A 17,113-nucleotide genomic window follows, 5' to 3' on the forward strand; every position below is an offset into this window, starting at 1 on the left:
GGGGTGCATCCCCGTCACTCACGCTTCGTAAATCACCGCCGCCTTCAAACGTTCCGGTTGCGGTTTGCAACCCCGACCGGCTTCACTCAATGGGTGGCGAGACCGATTTTTATGGACAGGCACAAGAGACCGCTCGTTTGGTATCCATTGCCGCGTATCGTGGTTCATATTCCGGCAACTGCCTGAAGCGCTCCATGACGCTTTGGTTTTTGCTGCGCCGGCAAGGCATCGAAGGAGAACTGCGCATCGGCACGCGGAAGGCTGAGGACAAATTTGAAGCCCATGCTTGGGTCGAATACCGCGGCGAGGTTCTTAACGATACGGTCGATGTTGGCGAGCGCTATACCGCATTCAACCGCAATTTTGGTTGATGCCATGGGGATGATATGAGCGGCATCGCCGGGATAATTCATTTTGACGGTAAGCCGGTGGAACCCGGGTTAGTGGAAAAAATGACCACGGCTATGGCGCACCGGGGCCCGGATGGCATCCACCATTGGGTGAAGGGCTCCATCGGGCTCGGTCAATGCATGCTTCGCACCACGCCAGAGTCGCTGGAAGAAACCCAGCCGCTGACGAATGAGGATGCAAGCCTTGTCCTGGTCATGGACGGGCGGGTGGACAACTGGGAGGAACTGCGGGGGGAACTGCTGGGGCGCGGCGCCGTACTTCGAGATCGCTCGGATGCTGAACTGGTGCTCAGAGCCTACCAGATTTGGGGGCGGGAATGTTTGCCGCATATCGACGGCGATTTCGCACTGGTAATCTGGGATGCGCGGCGACAAGAGGCCTTTTGCGCCCGCGACCGCATGGGCAACAGGCCTTTCAATTACCATTGGGACGGCAAAACACTCGCCTTCGCCTCAGAGTTGCCAGCGATCCTTGCGCTGCCTTGGGTGAAGCAGGAGCCCAATGAAGGCATGTTGGCCGAAATGCTGGCGGGGGAGTGGTATTCCAGGGATGAGACTCTATGGAACGGTATCCTGCGCTTGATTGCAGCACATCGAATGGTAGCCGGGAACCAAGGGCCGCAACTCGAACAATACTGGAAACCGAATCTTTGGGCGATGTTGCCGTTTCGGAAGGACGAAGAATACATTGAGCATTATCGCGAATTACTGTTCGAGTGCGTCAGGCGTTCATCCCGGTCACATCGGCCGGTCGCCATTGAGGTGAGCGGCGGGCTCGATTCCTCCGCGGTGTTTTGCGTGGCGGAACACCTGCGCCGCTCGAACAGGCTGCTCACACACGGCATAAATGGCTACACGCTTGGCTTCACGGAGGAGGAAGGCGATGCCAGCGAACTCCCCTACGCACGGGCCGTGGGCGGGTATTTAGGGCTCCGGATTCATGAGACTCCCCCTTCCAGGATGCCTCTTTCATGGTTTGCGGAACGCGCCCGGTCCGGCCGGCAGTTTCCGGGGTTTCCGAACCTGTCAATGTCTGCTGGCCTATGGCAGCAAACCGTTGCGCACGGGAGCCGCGTGACGCTAGGCGGTCACGGAGGAGATCAATGGCTGGAAGGCTCCCGGGCGTATTACGCAGAGGCACTGGCGCAACTGCATTTGCGTACGCTCTATGACTGCCTCAAAACCGACGCGACGGCATTCGGCACGCGGCAGGCGGTGAGCTGGCTCATACGGCAGGGGTTTTTCCCGCTTCTGCCAATCGCTCTCCAGGTGGGTCTCCGCCGCCTGGTTCGCAGGGTGCGCGGGAGCGGGACCAGCAAAGCCTGCTACTGGCTCTCGCCGCGGATGGGGGAAGTGATCCGGATGCGTCGCGAGCTTATTCCCCCATCACACCATCGGCGAGTGCGCAGCGTCGGCCAGAGGGCGCTACTTGAGGCTCTATACGATGCATATGATGCCCAGGCGATGGAGGACCTTGATTGCATGAGCGCCCATTGCGGGATCGAAATCCGATACCCGCTCGACGACCCCAAACTCGTTCAGTATGCGTTTTCGCTACCCGAGAGGCTGCGGCTGCGTGGAGACAGAACCAAATATATCCATGTCCAGGCTTTGAAGAATCTCCTGCCGAAGAGGATTCTCGAACGGAAAAGCAAGGCAGAATTTTCAATAGTGCTCCGTGAGCATCTGGACCGGATGCAAGCCATATTGACCGAGACGATTCCACATGAGCGTAGCACCTGGGTTGATCGGGACGGGATGGCCCGGCTATTCCGGGCTTATCGAGACAATCCGCAGGCCGGCACGCCGAAATGGATTCTGTGGAGTATTTATGGATGCCATGTAACGTATCGTTAATGCCATATAAGGTACTGTTAATGGATCATATAACGTACTGTTAATGGATGCCATGTACCGTATCGTTAACGCGATGTAGCATACCGTAAGGTGTGTTGATCGTTACATCCGTCAAATTTTCGATGAATGCTGCGCGTCAGGGTTGCGCCAGTTTTCCCTTGGTGGCAAGGTCCCAAACTTGTTCAAAGTCACCGACAACGTCCAGATAGTTCATCTGACGGTTTCCTGAGAGATTACCAGCGTAAAGGGTTGAGTTAATGAAAAGCAATCTGAACGACCAGCAGACGCCATCCCACCTCACCGTTGAAAACAAAGCTGCTGAGGTAAACAAGGCGCCCTATTCGACTCCCACATTGCAAATCTACGGTTCCGTAAGCGCGATAACAAGAGGCGGTACCGGAAGCGGGCTAGATGGGGGCCCCGCCGGTATGAGTATGGTGTCCGACCCGCGCGCCAAAGAGAACGTCGTCCGTATTGGCACCCATTCGCTTGGAATCGGCCTCTATCTGTTCGACTACAAGCCTGAATACCGCGAGCGGTGGGGCCTTGGCAGGCAGTTTGGTGTAATGGCCGACGAGGTCGAGACGGTCATGCCGGAAGCCGTAAGCGTTCATCCTGACAGTTACAAGAGGGTGGACTACGGGATGCTGAGGATACGGCACCCCTCTATTCACTGAGCCTTGCGGGGGAATGTCGAGTTCCGTGCTGCAGGAACACTTGGGGTATGTCGGCGATTCGGTAAGGCTTGAACAGTTCAAGTCCGCTGTCGCCCAAGTTGTCAAACATGGGGATTACATCACGGATCTCGGTTGTGGCACCGGGATCCTGGGACTGTTGTGCTTGCAGGCGGGCGCGTCCCACGTGTACGCCATCGACTCAACCGCCATGATCGAGGTCGCGCGGGAATCCTTCGTTCGCGCGGGATGGGGTGGCCAGGCGATTTTCATGGGGGATTACTCTCTGCGGGCCAACCTGCCCGAACGGGTTGATGTGGTGATCTGCGATCAAGTCGGCTACTTCGGCTTTGATGCCGGCATCATCGAATATCTCGCGGACGCCAGGCGGCGTTTCCTGAAGCCAGGGGGGGCATTGATCCCCGCCAGGCTCAGGCTTCAACTCGCCGCAGTGGAATCGGAAACCAGTTACGGCTTGGCCGACGGGTGGCGGCGAGAGGGCGTACCCAGCGAATTCCATTGGGTGGGCCAATACGCCGTCAACACCAAGTATGCGGTCAATCTTCAGCGGGAAGAATTGCTTGGCGCCCCCGCTGAGCTGGGCGGCATCGATTTTCGTGAAGACAATCCGGACTTTTTCTCCTGGGATGCGGAGTTGCGCATAGAGCGCGATGGCGTCGTGCACGGACTCGGCGGCTGGTTCGATTGTGAGTTGGCCGAAGGGGTGTGGTTGACGAACTCGCCGCTTGCCGATCGTCCAATCAAACGCTCTCAGGCTTTCCTGCCCATCGGCGAAGCCGTCGAGGTAAAATCCGGCGATGTGGTGAGGGCAAGGGTGATGGCGCGCCCGACGGATTCGGTTATCGCGTGGGAAGTCGAAATCGCGTCCGGAGGGCGGAAATTCAGCCATTCGACCTGGCAGGGCGAGTTGCGGACGCCGGCCGAGATCATCACACGGAATCCCGCGCATGTGCCCCGACCCAATTGCCAGGGGCAGGCAAGAATGATCGTGCTAGGACTTTGCGACGGTCAAAGGACGGTCAGGCAGGTTGAAGAAGCCGTGCTGCGCGAACACCCCGGCTTGTTCCCTTCCGTGGAAGAAACAGCGCGATTTGTCGCCCAGGTGCTGGGCAAGGACACGGAATGACGGTGGACTTTCAGGTGGCGGACGCCCGCCCTCAAATGCCACTTGACGCCACCTTGTTTCACCAGTGGGTTTTCCCAGACGGAACTTTGTGGACGGATTTCTACCGCATCGGGGGAGCCTACCTGCTGCGTTTTCCCGAACTGGCAGATTTCCAGCTGAGTCAAGATGGCGGACAGATCCAAGCATGGCCGGTGCAGGGAGTCTCCGGCGCGACCATTCAGCATCTTTATCTGAATCAGGTTTTGCCCCTGGCGCTCAGCAAACAGGGGAAGCTGGTTTTGCACGGCAGCGCGGTCGAAATCAGCGGCGAGGGCATCGCATTTATCGGCGAGTCAGGCCGAGGCAAGTCCACGCTGGCGGCAAGCTTTGCAACCGACGGGTTCCGCTTCCTGACTGATGATGGGCTGCTGGTAGAGCCTTGCGACGGTGGGTTTCAGATTATGCCGAGCCATCCTTCGATCCGCTTATGGGGAGACAGTGAGGAAGCCTTGGTCGGCAAAGATAGTGTACGGAAAGCGCCCCCGGTGCAGTTCACATCCAAGGCGCGTTTTCTTGCGGGCGATGAGATCGTCTTCTGCGGGCAACCCCGGCGCTTACGCCGGGTGTATTTTCTTGGCGAGGGTGTCCAGCAGGAACCGGTGTTCGAAGTTATGACCGGGCGCGAAGCTCTGATGGAACTACTGAAGCATTCTTTCTTACTCGAAATTGAGGCACACGAACTGCTTGCCGCCCATTTCGATGAATTATCCTGCCTGGCTGGGCAACCAATTTTTTACCGCCTGGATTATCCCCGACGCTTTGAAGACCTGTCGCGTATCAGGCAGGCCATTGTGAGACACACGTATAAGGCGAACCAGCATGAAGTTGACTGACAGAGTGGCGATTCCGGCGCAAGTGATGGCGCGACAGGTGGGCCAGGAGACGGTGATCCTGGATCTCGCCAGCGGAACGTATTTTGGGCTGGACCCGGTCGGGGCACGTATCTGGATACTGCTGTCCGAAGGAAAAACCGTCGGCGAGATCTGCGGAACTATGCTCAACGAGTACGAGGTCGAGCCTGCGCCCTTGGAGAAAGACGTATTCAGCTTGTTGCAAACGCTCGAAAGCCAGGGGCTGGTCAAGATTGAAAAGGCATGAGTGTATGAATTTGTATTGTCCAGCAGCAGGCGCGCGATAGCCTGATCCGAAGCACCGGGTTCAGTTGACATAGCCTGGGTGACGGTGAGGCTGGACTTACTCGGCGCTTGTCATAATGCCATTGTCCAGCTTGAACACCCGATCAGCCAGCGCCAGGCTCGCCGGTCGGTGGGTTATCAAAAGCACCGTCCTCTGTCGCAGCACATCCACGCATGTCTGCAGGAACTCGCGCTCCCCCTCTGGATCGAACATAGCGGTAGCTTCGTCGAGTATTAGAATCGGCGGATCTTTCAACAGCGCCCGGGCCAACGCCAACCGCTGCTGTTGCCCTCCGGACAGCCGCACGCCCCGATCGCCGATTGGCGTCTGGTAACCCTGCGGCAATTGCATGATGAAATCATGCGCGCGGGCCGACCGCGCTGCTGCCTCGACCTCATCCTGTGTCGGCTCAGGCCGCCCATATGCGATGTTGTCGCGGACGCTGGCGTTGAACAGCAACACGTGCTGAGGCACGACCCCTATCTGGCTGCGCAGGCTATGCAAGGAAACCGTGGAAATATCCACTCCGTCGATGAAAATGCTTGCCTTGGAAGGCTCATGCAATCGCATAAGCAAATGCGCCACCGTGCTCTTTCCTGCGCCGTTGGGACCTATGATGGCTATTGTTTCGCCCGCGGCGACGGATAGATCGAGGCATTTCAATGCAGGCTCACGCCCCGGGTAACTGAACGTGACACCGCGGAATTCGATCTCGCCGTTTATTTTACCCATCTGCTTGCCCGCATGCCAGCTCGGCTCAGGCTCTTCGGCCAAGGCTCTTGCGAGCCGGCTCAGCGCTCCGCGCGCGTGCTGGGTCCGTCCATAGACGTCTGCGAGCCCGGCCATGGGTCGCGCCATTACCTGGGCGTAAAGGAGAAAACTCACCAATTGAGGCACGGTGAGAGCCCCATCGCCAATTTGCCCTTGGGCCAACCAAAGCATAACAACGACCGCAGTCGCCGTTACAAGCTGAACCCCCGGCCCCAATGCGGCATGGATAGCGCGCTCCTTGGCGCTCAGGCTGACGACGCGCTCGATTTGGCCCCGATAACGCTGCGATTCTTGCTGTTCGCGCGTGAAGGTCTTGATGGCGGGAAGCATGCTGAGGTTTTCCTCAGCAATGGCGATGGCAATGGCGTGCTCCTCCTGAAGTTGGAGAGCCAATGGCCGCATGCGTCGTCCGAAAATTTTAAGCAGTAGATAGAGCAATGGAATAATGATTGCAGCGAACATGGCGAGAAGAGAATCGATTCGGAACATTAAAGCCAATGCCCCGCTGACGGTGAAGAAGAGCGGCAAGGCAGCAAGTGCGGTGCCGCTGATGTAATCGCTCACGACATACACATCATGAGTAAGTAACGCGAGCGTATCGCCGTGACGCCGCCGGTGGGAGAAAGCAAGCGGCAACGCCTGAAGATGGTCGTAAACCCGGATTTTCAAGTCCGCCAGTATTCGTGTGGTCGTCCCACCAAGCAGGTATATATTGCTGAATTTTAAAACGGCCTGTACCGCGAACAGCGCCAATGCTCCTAGAAAAAGTACCTGGATGTTGATCGTGCTGCTGCCTGCTCGTTCCTGGAGAAACGTTTCAGCAAGCCTGCCACCAAGCCAAGGCATAACCAACAAAGCAGCGCTTTCGCATAGCATCAATATAAGGCCGACGGCCAACGCCAGGCGATAAGGTGCCGCTAGTGTCAGCAGCATGTTTGTCTCACTAATTTTCGACAATCTGTTCATAGTTCCACAAGAGATCGATCGACGTGATCTGCTGGAGTGAGCACCAAGAGGCAGGCTGCATCCTCAGCCGCGGTAGAATTTCTTACGATTTCGGAATCACGCGCCCGCAGGGAGACTCAACTACCCCGGCCGCGTAAATACTTCAAAGACCCGGCTAGGGCCCGGCGTAAGTAGAGCCAAGGCAGCCACGATAGGTTTGCCTGGCGATATTTTTGCCGCATATGGATTGCCGGCGGGAAGAAGAGTTCGGCCAGAAAACCGTACCTGTTTCGCACGCCTCTCGCGGCTTGGAAGTCCATCCATACTCGGTACGACCTGGATCCGCTGAGATAGCTCGATGCGGTTTCTGTCGGTCCAGGGCGGGAAAGCGCGCCAGACACGGCTTCGGGTATAGCGGTATGAAAACGGGCTCGGGTCGCCTCGATGCCGTCCAGGCAGGTCGCCCGCAATCCTTTACGCTCGGCAAGTTCAACAAATTCATTGCGTTGCGAAGGCGAGAGCATCGAGAACAGAAGCTGAATGTCATAAAACCAGATCAGTCGATCGCCGCCATAGTGGGCCACGTCATCGACGTAATACAAAGCGTGCGTGTGGACCGCTCGATGCATGCAGGCGAGCACGAGCGCGTGCACTGGATCAGCTGCGTGGGCACTCGCGCCTAGGTTCGGCAGTGGCCGGGCCCCGGAGCGCAATTCTTCATACGAGAACAGATTTGACAGGAGTGTGGAATTGGCAAGCCGCCAATGCACATCGAGGGTGTGTTCCTGATTGGAGGCGGGGTCTGTCCAGCTAAAGCTCGTCTGACCGGTAATGACATCCGCCCTTGTTCCCAGTTCACAAAACCCCAGGGTTTCTAATGCTTTGGCTACCCGATCACGGGTGCCCGACGGCACAATGAGGTCAGTGTCACCTCTTGTACGCAGGAAAGGCGCCGGGTAGACATCGTAGGCTAAGGCCGTGCCTTTGAACAGAATTGGGTGGATCTCAATGGCCACTAGCCGCTCTAGTACTTGATTCAGCAGGTACTGGTGGCGCATCTCCCATAATGCTTGAGCGGTGGCCTGCTGACGACAAGCATCCAAAATAACTTTCGGCCAACCCAGGTCAACGCGTTCGCGATCCGCAATATAGTGATGAAGTAACGCCTGTACCCCGTGATAAGCACTTCGCTCGATGAAGCGGGCTGCGAAATTATTGTCGCCGTATTCCGGCCAAGGCGGATTTTCGCAACGTAGGGTAGCACAAAGCAGCTCGTCAATGCCCTGCATGACTAGAGCTCCGTTGCAGAGATCCAACAGCGCCCTTGGGGCCCGGCGCTCTGGCAGATTGTTGTCATTCGTTCGGGCCTAGCCATCTGTTCGCTGCTGCGTTCACCGCAAGCTTTGACATCGTCTGATGGGCATTGGGGACGAGGCTGTCAAGTTGGCAGCGGCGTAGCGTGCCGCGAGAGCGCTGTCGCATCGAACTTGCTCAACTGTCGCATTACTAAACGGCTGCTACACATGTGTCCGGAACGGACCCTGTGAGCGATGGCTGGGGCGCCAGGACCATAATCCAACATTCTCTAAGGCCTTGGTATCGTATAAATATTTGTAGTTGTTGACCTTTTTCGATCATAGTTGTAACACATGACTGTAACACACAGACCTTCCAGGTGGGGCAGTCATGGCACGCTTAAGCTACCTCTTACGGCGCGGGGCATCCTACTATGCTCGCGCTCGCGTTCCCCTCGATCTTATCGATAGCGTCGGCAAGAAAGAACTCGTGAAGGCGCTCGGCACCAAGGACGAGAACGAGGCTAAGCGCCGGCTCTGGCCCGTGGTCGAGGCATGGAACCGGCAGTTCGATGACATGCGCTCGCGCCGTATGCTCACGCCTGATGATAAGGCCGATGCGGTTTGGCAGCACTACACCGGCACCCTTCAGCGTAATGAGCAGGTCCGGCAATCAATGCCGGTCGCCGCCGACATCGACGCCGCGACCGAGCGGGCCGTCGAGCGGGTGCAACGAGAAGGTATCGACATAAGCGACCCGCTGGCGGCGCTGGACGCCGGCCTTGACGTCATGGTGTTGAAGCAGGGGCGGGCGCACGACGGACAAGCCCGACGCGCCAAGCTCGACGCCATGCGCAGACACCTCGCCGAAGGTGAGGCGGCGCTGATCGCCGATGAAGTTGACGACTACATCGACCGGAACAAGCTTCTGATCGATCCGCTATCCCCAGATCGTGGCGACATCGCCCGACGGATGATGCGCGGTGAGATCGAAGCCCTAGAACGCACGCTTGAACGTGACCAGGGCGACTACAGCGGCAGCCCGAAAGACCCGATCGTAAAGCCGGCAACTGGCACGTCTCGCGAGCAAGCGGCACCGGGCGAGGGGATAATGGAACTATTCGAGCAATACGCTCGCGAAAATCCGAACGGCGTCAAGGCGGACACACTGAATCAGGCCCGGCGCGACATCGGCACCTTTGTTGATCATGTCGGCAGCACTTGTCCGGTTCGTAGGATCGACAAAAAGGCCGCTCGCGAATGGAAGTCGCTCTTGATGAAGTATCCGGTCAAGGCGAGCGAAAGCAAAGCCTTCGCCGGCATGCGCCTTGCGCAGATCGTCAAGCACAACGAGACGATAGGGAAGCCAACGATTACGCCGCGCACTGTCAACAGATATCTGTCGAGCCTTGGCGCGTTCTGCGGCTGGCTGGTTGACCACGGCTACGTCGACGACAATCCCGTCGCCGACATGTTCCTTGCCAAGGAAAAGCGGAAGAAAAAGCCCGTCTTTACGGTCGACCAGATGAACACGCTTTTCAAATCGCCGCTGTTCACTGGCTGCCGAAGCGATGAAGCGCCTCGCTTCTGGGCTCTTCCGGGCAATATCGTCATCCGCGATCATCGCTATTGGGTGCCGCTGATCATGCTTTACAGTGGCGCGCGCCCCGCCGAGATCGCGCAGCTTGCCGTTACCGACGTTCGGCAGCAGCACGGCCATTGGATCATGCATATTACCGAAGAAGGCGACAGTGACGACAAGAGCACCAAGACCGAAGGCTCTATGCGTGTCGTGCCGATTCACCCGGAACTGATCAAGCTTGGCTTCATCGAATATCGCAAGGGCGTCGAAAAGACCGGCGAGACCCGGCTATTCCCGCTTGCCGAGCGTAACGAGCGCGGTCAGATGATTGCTGACTTCTCGCGCGAGTTCCCCCGGTATCTGGAACGCATCGGCTTAAAGGTCGGTCGCGGCTTGTCGCTCTACAGCTTCCGGCACGGTGCGACCGACGCGCTTCGCCGCGCCGGCTACCTTGATGACCAATTCGGCTTCATCCTTGGACATACGAGCGGCAGCACGACCGGCCGCTACGGTATCATGCCCCAAGGAATGCTTCAGCAGCGTCTCGACCTGGTGAACTCGATTGCCTATCCAGACTTGGACCTAAAGCACCTACACCCCTAGATGATAGATCATAAATCGCCAGAAAAGTAAATACCTACTAAGTGAAATAAAGGTATATCTTCCTATCGATGAACGTGAGACAATAATCTCGAAATCAAATTCGAGGTTATGTTGCTTAAGCGTCCTGTCGAGTTGTTCAAGAGCATATTCAGTGGCGATCTCGAGAAGAAATCGATATCGCTTACTGATCCGCTGGCGCTCGAATTGTTCAGCACATTTCCAACAATCGCCGGCCCTTCGATAAATGCCGCGACCGCGCTTCGCGTCCCGGCCGTCTACTCAGCTATCGCGCTTATCTCTGGCGCGATTGGTTCGCTTCCCGCCAAACTCTTTCGAGCAGAGGCTGGCGGGAAGCGAACCGCTAACGATCATCCCGCCTATCGCCTCGTTCATGACGAATCGAACGATTGGACTTCGGCCGGACAGCTTCGCGCTGCTCTCACGGCCGACGCGCTCTTGCATGATCACGGTTACGCCCTCGCCATTCGCGTCGGCGCTGGCAAGGTCCACGAGTTCATCCGCCTCGACCCGCGAACCGTCACCATCAAAACGAACGAACTAACTGGCGAGCCGGTCTACGTCCGGCGCGTTGGCACTCGCGAGTGGACTTATGATTTCCGCGACGTTCTTCATGTATCGTCGCCGCTCAGCCTCGCCCCGATCAAGGCCGGTCGCGAAGCCATCGCGCTGGCGACCATCCTGGAGCGTCACGCCTCACAGCTTTTTGCTGGTGGCGCTAAGCCGTCCGCCCTCTTCTACAACGACAACAAAAAGGGTGGCGAAGGTGGTTCGTCCGGTTCGAAAGTTATTGCCGCGATCAAGGCCGCGTATCGAGCAGCAACGTCGTCCGGCAGCTTCACTGAACCCATGGTTCTGGACGACGGCTGGAAATACGAACAGATCGCGCTAACCAGCGCCGACGCTCAATTCGCCGAAATGCGCGTTGAACAGGTCAATGAGATCGCCCGCGTTTTCCGCGTTCCGCCACATCTTCTTTTCGAGCTCTCCCGCGCCACATGGTCGAACGCGGAAGAGATGTTCCAGTCGTTTCTCACGCTCACGCTACGCTCATGGCTGGACGAATGGGAGTGGGCTTACGCCCGCGTCCTGCTCACGCCTGAAGAGCGCAAAACCCATTATGTCGAGTTCGTCATTGACGACCTTCTGACAGCCAATTCGGCGACCCGTGCCGAGACCTATCAGAAGTATCGCGCCATGGGCGCGATCACTGCCAACGAAGTCCGCGCCGGCCTGAACCGTGAGCCCCTGGACGGCGGCGACGTTCTGGCAAATCCGAACATCACGCCCGGCGCGCCGTCGGCGGCGAACGACAACGCCGGACCCGGCAAGGAAGCAGCATGAACACGCACGTCGCATTCTTCGGCGATGCCGAGCGCACATTCGCGCTTTCGCCGGAACTAATCGCAGAGCTTCAGCGCAAGACCGGAGTGGGGATTGGCTCGCTCTGTCTTCGCGTTCCGGAAGGCCACTTCAAGCACGCCGATCTTGTCGAGATCATCCGGCTTGCCCTCATAGGCGGCGGCACGACGCCACAGGAAGCGGCCGCACTCTCAGACACCTACGCGGCCAAGCGCCCGCTCAATGAGCCCTACGCGCTCGCTACGGCCATCCTGCAATTGATCTGGTCCGGCACCCCGGCCCCGAAACCGGAAGGCCAGGCAGCCGACAATGGATAAGCTGGAATTCAAAGCCGATCTTTCCGTTTCAGAAGCTGGCGAGATCACCGGCCTAGCATGGCCGTTTGGTTCGCCGGACCTTGCCGGCGACATCATCCACAAGGGCGCGTTCGCCAAGTCGGCAGCGATGCCAATCATGTTCGAACATGATCCTGATCGGATCATCGGCAACTGGGAAACGGTCGAAGAAACCGACGGCGGTCTTCAGGTCAAAGGCCGGCTCTTTCTGGACAGCGTCCCCCGCGCTCGCGACGTTCACGGCCGCGTTCGATCGGGCCGCATCAACGGCCTCTCAATCGGCTTTCGGGCTGGCGAGACCAAAGCCCGTCCTGGTGGTCGCGGCCGCGACATCTATTCCCTTCACGTCGCCGAAATCAGCATCGTCGCGAATCCTAGCCATCCGGACGCGAGAATTCTCACTGTTAAGTCCGTCGATGGCACGGCACACCTCAAAGGAAATGAAATGCCCAATGAACTGCCGGCGCCCGCCCCGGAAATCGCGGAACTCGAAAAGAAGGTTGCTGCCGTCGCCAATGACGTTGCGACCGTCGTGAAACTCACCGAACGCTTTGACAAGCTCGAAGCGAAGTTTAATCGCCCGGCCGCCGCCAACTCCAACGTCCCGGCTGCGGACAACGATAACGTCGCACTTGAAACCAAGGCGTTCTCAACGTTCGCACGTCGCGGCGTGGAACGCATGGGCCAGGACGAAATCAAGGCGCTCACTGTGTCGGTCGACGCGAACGGCGGCTATCTTGCGCCGGAAGACTTCGGAAGCGAGATTCTGAAAAAGCTGGTCGAATTCTCGCCCATTCGCCAATACGCCAAGGTTGTTCCGATTTCCGCCGCCGAAGTGAAGCTTCCGCGCCGGCTCACCGGCACCGCCGCGTCGTGGGTTGCTGAGATCGATGACCGGACGGCATCGGGAATGACGTTCGAACAGGCGATCTTCACGCCTTACGAGCTTGCCACCTACACCGACGTTTCGACGCAGCTTCTGGAAGACAACGCCTATAATCTGGAAGGCGAGCTTCAAGACGACTTCGCGGAATCGTTCGGCAAGACCGAAGCTGGGGCATTCGTGATCGGCGATGGCACCGGCAAGCCGAAAGGTCTACTCGCAGCCGCCGGCATCGCCGAAGTGAAGACCGGCAACGCGGCCACGCTCGGCACCGACCCGGCCGCAACTATTATCGGCATGTTCCACAAGGTTGCGTCTGTCATCGCCCAGAACGGCGTCTGGCTTATGAACCGGACCACGCTTGGCACGCTTCGCACTCTGAAGGACGGCACGGGCCGTTTCATCATGCTCGACCCGATTACGGCAGGCGCGCCCGTTACTTTGCTCGGCCGGCCGATTGTCGAAGCGGTCGACATGCCCGACGTTGCCGCAAACGCTTATCCGATCATGTTCGGTGACCTGTCCGGATATCGGATTGTCGATCGCATCGGCCTGTCGGTTATGCGTGATCCCTTCAGCCTCGCGACGAAGGGTCAGGTTCGTTTCCACGCCCGCAAGCGCGTCGGCGGCGACGTGACCCACGCCGATCGCTTCCTGAAGCTGAAGGTCGCGGTCTAACAATCATGCGGCTCGCACCTGACATCGTAATTGCTCACGGCGGAAACGCCGTGCGGTTGCGCCCGTCATTGCGGGCCGCTGCCTTACTCCAAACAAAGCACGGCCTAGCCAATGTCGTTCGCGGCATCGACGAAGGCGACTTCAACGTCGTTCTCGACATCGTCACGGCAGCAACCGACGATCCGGCCGCTTATCGGATCTTGGTCAATCGGATTGATGAGCGTGGCTACCGTTGCCTCTTTGAGCTTGCCGACGAACTAACCCGGCTGGTCGCGGCTTCATTCGGCATCGATGCCGACGCCGAACCCGCTAAGCCCCGCAAACACGCGGGCAAAGAATTCACGATCGAGGAATCGCTTGAACAGCTTTTCGAGATCGGCACGGGCTGGCTAGGATGGTCGCCGGCCGATACCTGGGCGGCAGCGCCTGCAGAGATTATCGTCGCGCAGCGTGGCCTTGTCGCCAAGCTGAAGGCCATCCACGGCACCGCCGAAGACAAACCCGCATACGATCCGCTCGAGGCCGTTGCGCCCGCTGAAGTCGCACGGGGCATCGCTACGCTACGTGCTCTTTCCGTTGGTGCGCAGTGATGGCAACGCGTCCGCCCCACCTTTGCACATGCGGTAAGATCGTTCCTGCCGGCCAACGCTGCGCCTGTCAGGCTGCCGGCGACCGCGCCCGCAAGGCTCGCTTCGACAAGGCCCGGCCTTCAGCCCGCGAACGCGGCTATGACTCTAAGTGGCAGAAGGAAAGCAAAGCCTTCCTAGCGATGCCACAGCACCGTCATTGCGCATGCGGCTGCGGGCGTGTCGCCGACATGGTCGACCACATCAAACCGCACCGTGGCGATAAGCGGCTGTTCTGGGACCGCGCCAATTGGCAGCCCATGGCCATGTCACCATGCCATTCAAGCCGTAAGCAGCGATTGGAGCGCAAGCTATGAGCCCCGATCCTCAACGCGAGCTTTGGGTGCGCGTGATCCTTCAGGCTACCTTGGACGCCACAACGGTTGTCGGCTCTCTAGAAGATGCGCCCGCAACCGTCCGTGCTAAGCGCCTCGCGTCTATCACGGCGCGCAATCAGGCCCGCGCTTGGTTTCGCCCCAAGAACAAGGATTTTATCTACGTCTGTAACCTTGCCGGTATGGACCCCAATTCAGTGGCGGAACGTGCCGCTGCTGCCATTCTTCTCAGTGACGAAGCCGCTGCTCGTGGCGAGAAGTTCACCATCATTCCGGCCGCAAGCCAGCCGCCCGTTAAACGCACGGTCGCCACGTATGAGCATGACGGCAAGAGCCTCACAGTCTCCGAATGGTCAAAGATCACCGGCATCCGCGCTGGGACGCTTCGCTCGCGCATCCAGGCGGGCCACCCGATGGCAACCGTTCTCAGCACGATCTACCTACCAAAAGGCCAGACGTGCAATGGCAAGGCCAGCTTCAACCGGCATGGCCGCCCTGCCAAGCTCTACACATCCAATGGTGTCAGCAAGTCGCTAAGCCGATGGTCCAGAGACGCCGGTATCAAATACGACACTCTGCTTCGACGCGTGAATCAGGGTGCCACGTTCGAGCAAGCGCTAACCGCCAAGCACGGCGAACGCCCTATGACACTTCACACCATAGACGGTGTGTCGAAGACGCTTGCCGAATGGGCGGCTCATGCCGGTGTTCGATACAACACTCTCATTGCACGCCTTCGTAGCGGCCGCACGCTCGCCGAAGCCGTCGCCATGGGCGGCAAATGCGACACCGTGTCGGTTTTGCCGACAACCGCCATGAGCCGGGGGGTGGTCTCCAATTTGCCGGCGTCCGTTGGGACCGGCGGGGGGAGCCTCGCGCAAGAGGGCATGAATATAGGATTTTCAGAATGAGCGTGTCCCTGGACCTTCTCAAATCGCAGATGAACCTCACCGGGACCGCCGACGACGCGTTGCTCGCTGTCTACATCGCAGCCGCCGAAGGCTGGATTGTTCGACAGATCGGCAAGGAACTCGCCACCTTCGAAACTATCCCGGCAGAGATCACGCTGGCCACGCTTCAGCTTGCCTCGCACTGGTATGAGAACCGCGAAGCCGTTCTTGTCGGCATCGACGGCAACGAAGTGCCGTTCGGCGTCCGCGATCTGATCCGCTCGCACCGCGAATGGGAACTTTGATGGCCCATTCCAAGCAGCTTCAGGCCTTCGACCGTGTCATGCGGGAGCTTCCGGCGGACGTGGCGAAGGCCATCGAGCCGAAGCTCGTCATCGAGGCGAACAAGATCGCCGGCCGCATACAGCGCGCAGCGCCGGAAGATAGCGGCGACCTGAAGGATTCCGTCGCGGTCACCCCGCCCGGTCAATCGACGCCTGCCTATTCACAGCCCGGCGGATCGCGCATCGCCGCGAACAACGAAGCAATCATCACCGTCGGCAACCACGCTACGCGCTATGTTCATTTAGTCGAATACGGCACATCAACCGCGCCGGCTCAACCGTATTTCTGGCCGACCGTCCGCACCTACGGGCCGCGCGGGCAGCGCGCGATCAAGCTTGCGCTCGGCAAGCTGGTTAAAGCCGCATGGAAGCGGCCATGATCGAGCCTTCCCTTGCCCTTCAGACGGCCATCAACGCCCGGCTGACTTCGGCACCGGCCGTCACGTCGCTCGTTGCGGCCGATCAAATCCGCACCGGCAGCATGCGCCGCGAACAGCTTCCGTCCGTGATCATGTCTGGCGCTCAAATCGAATATCTCGGCTATGGCGCTGGTAACCAGTATAGCGCCCGCGTCTGGCTCGACCTTCACATCTGGGCGCTGGATGCCGGTGGCGACTTGGCGAAGGCTATCGGCTTTGCGATGCATGAGGCTCTTCGCGCACCGCTGATCATCACCGATTGCAGCCTCGATCTATTCGAGGCGAAGACCATCCGCTGGCTTCGTGATCCCGATCCTGAATTCGCGCACGGCGTTCTCAACGTCGAAGCCGTCGTCCGGTGGAAACTGTGATGCGCGCCGGCAAGCTTAATCGCTCGATCGATATTCAACGCAAGGTCGAAACCAAATCTTCAACCGGCTCGGTTACGTCCGCCTGGACGAATTTCGCCACAGGCCTTCGCGCCGAAAAGACCGATGCGATCGCCGACGAACAGCACCGCACTTTTGGCGAGGCCGAACGCATCACCATGACGTTCCGGATTCGGTATGTCGGCAACATCACCACGGCCGAACGCGTCATCTATGAGGGCGTCGCGTTCGATCTTGTCGGGATTACTGAGATCCGCCGGCGGCGTGGTCTCGAACTGCGGTGCGAGCGCGCCCGCTAGTGACGCATCTTCGCGGCGTAAAGCCGGCCCTTTCGCATGATCGCGACCCGCTCACCAAGGCACCGCCAGCGCCTC

The 17,113-nt window shown here is 58.8% G+C and carries 18 protein-coding genes; 16 read left to right on the forward strand and 2 right to left on the reverse strand.

Going from position 1 to position 17,113, the window contains the following annotated elements; translation table 11 throughout:
- Positions 1-89 precede the first annotated feature (89 nt).
- The 6 genes from AC0L3N_RS03040 (at position 90) to AC0L3N_RS03065 (ending at position 5,225) form a co-directional block, all read left to right on the forward strand.
- On the forward strand, positions 90-371 hold the full coding sequence (locus AC0L3N_RS03040; RefSeq protein WP_473545485.1) for a lasso peptide biosynthesis B2 protein: 282 nt from the start codon (positions 90-92) through the stop codon (positions 369-371).
- Positions 372-386: 15 nt separating this feature from the next.
- Positions 387-2,267 (forward strand): asparagine synthase (glutamine-hydrolyzing), encoded by a 1,881-nt coding sequence (gene asnB, locus AC0L3N_RS03045; RefSeq protein ID WP_473545486.1) that lies wholly within the window; start codon positions 387-389, stop codon positions 2,265-2,267.
- A 257-nt stretch (positions 2,268-2,524) separates the two neighbouring features.
- The gene (locus tag AC0L3N_RS03050; protein WP_473545488.1) at positions 2,525-2,944 is read left to right on the forward strand and encodes a tail fiber domain-containing protein; all 420 of its coding nucleotides are present in this window, start codon (positions 2,525-2,527) and stop codon (positions 2,942-2,944) included.
- Positions 2,945-2,969: 25 nt separating this feature from the next.
- Positions 2,970-4,088 carry a methyltransferase domain-containing protein gene (locus AC0L3N_RS03055; RefSeq protein ID WP_473545490.1) on the forward strand — a complete coding sequence of 373 codons (1,119 nt, stop codon included), beginning with the start codon at positions 2,970-2,972 and terminating at the stop codon, positions 4,086-4,088.
- Positions 4,085-4,960 (forward strand): hypothetical protein, encoded by an 876-nt coding sequence (locus AC0L3N_RS03060; RefSeq protein WP_473545491.1) that lies wholly within the window; start codon positions 4,085-4,087, stop codon positions 4,958-4,960. The genes AC0L3N_RS03055 and AC0L3N_RS03060 overlap by 4 nt, the downstream gene beginning before the upstream one ends.
- A complete protein-coding gene (locus AC0L3N_RS03065) occupies positions 4,947-5,225 on the forward strand; it encodes a PqqD family protein (protein WP_473545493.1) in 279 nt (92 codons plus the stop codon). The genes AC0L3N_RS03060 and AC0L3N_RS03065 overlap by 14 nt, the downstream gene beginning before the upstream one ends.
- 96 nt (positions 5,226-5,321) lie before the next feature.
- Here AC0L3N_RS03065 and AC0L3N_RS03070 read toward each other — a convergent pair whose 3' ends face one another.
- Positions 5,322-6,968, reverse strand: a complete 1,647-nt coding sequence (locus AC0L3N_RS03070; RefSeq protein ID WP_473545495.1) for an ABC transporter ATP-binding protein — start codon at positions 6,966-6,968, stop codon at positions 5,322-5,324.
- A gap of 149 nt (positions 6,969-7,117) precedes the next feature.
- On the reverse strand, positions 7,118-8,269 hold the full coding sequence (locus tag AC0L3N_RS03075) for a nucleotidyltransferase family protein (protein WP_473545497.1): 1,152 nt from the start codon (positions 8,267-8,269) through the stop codon (positions 7,118-7,120).
- Positions 8,270-8,666: 397 nt separating this feature from the next.
- Here AC0L3N_RS03075 and AC0L3N_RS03080 point away from each other — a divergent pair, with 397 nt between their 5' ends.
- From AC0L3N_RS03080 to AC0L3N_RS03125, 10 genes are all read left to right on the forward strand, one after another.
- Positions 8,667-10,460, forward strand: a complete 1,794-nt coding sequence (locus tag AC0L3N_RS03080; RefSeq protein ID WP_473545499.1) for a DUF6538 domain-containing protein — start codon at positions 8,667-8,669, stop codon at positions 10,458-10,460.
- A gap of 108 nt (positions 10,461-10,568) precedes the next feature.
- On the forward strand, positions 10,569-11,822 hold the full coding sequence (locus AC0L3N_RS03085; protein ID WP_473545500.1) for a phage portal protein: 1,254 nt from the start codon (positions 10,569-10,571) through the stop codon (positions 11,820-11,822).
- Positions 11,819-12,157: a gene transfer agent family protein gene (locus tag AC0L3N_RS03090; protein ID WP_473545502.1), complete on the forward strand. Its 339-nt coding sequence runs from the start codon at positions 11,819-11,821 to the stop codon at positions 12,155-12,157. The genes AC0L3N_RS03085 and AC0L3N_RS03090 overlap by 4 nt, the downstream gene beginning before the upstream one ends.
- Positions 12,150-13,736, forward strand: coding sequence for a phage major capsid protein (locus tag AC0L3N_RS03095; protein ID WP_473545503.1), 1,587 nt, complete (start codon positions 12,150-12,152; stop codon positions 13,734-13,736). Before AC0L3N_RS03090 ends, AC0L3N_RS03095 begins: the two co-directional genes overlap by 8 nt.
- A 5-nt stretch (positions 13,737-13,741) precedes the next feature.
- Positions 13,742-14,326: a hypothetical protein gene (locus AC0L3N_RS03100; RefSeq protein ID WP_473545505.1), complete on the forward strand. Its 585-nt coding sequence runs from the start codon at positions 13,742-13,744 to the stop codon at positions 14,324-14,326.
- Between the two features lie 349 nt (positions 14,327-14,675).
- A complete protein-coding gene (locus tag AC0L3N_RS03105) occupies positions 14,676-15,608 on the forward strand; it encodes a hypothetical protein (RefSeq protein WP_473545506.1) in 933 nt (310 codons plus the stop codon).
- Complete coding sequence (locus tag AC0L3N_RS03110) at positions 15,605-15,892, forward strand: head-tail connector protein (protein ID WP_473545508.1); 288 nt, start codon at positions 15,605-15,607, stop codon at positions 15,890-15,892. The genes AC0L3N_RS03105 and AC0L3N_RS03110 overlap by 4 nt, the downstream gene beginning before the upstream one ends.
- A complete protein-coding gene (locus AC0L3N_RS03115) occupies positions 15,892-16,311 on the forward strand; it encodes an HK97-gp10 family putative phage morphogenesis protein (RefSeq protein WP_473545510.1) in 420 nt (139 codons plus the stop codon). Before AC0L3N_RS03110 ends, AC0L3N_RS03115 begins: the two co-directional genes overlap by 1 nt.
- The gene (locus tag AC0L3N_RS03120) at positions 16,308-16,721 is read left to right on the forward strand and encodes a DUF3168 domain-containing protein (RefSeq protein WP_473545512.1); all 414 of its coding nucleotides are present in this window, start codon (positions 16,308-16,310) and stop codon (positions 16,719-16,721) included. Before AC0L3N_RS03115 ends, AC0L3N_RS03120 begins: the two co-directional genes overlap by 4 nt.
- Entirely contained in the window at positions 16,721-17,038 is a 318-nt protein-coding gene (locus tag AC0L3N_RS03125) for a phage head closure protein (RefSeq protein WP_473545514.1), read from the forward strand. Before AC0L3N_RS03120 ends, AC0L3N_RS03125 begins: the two co-directional genes overlap by 1 nt.
- Positions 17,039-17,113: the final 75 nt, after the last annotated feature.

The organism is Mesorhizobium sp. WSM4807 (genome assembly GCF_055811615.1).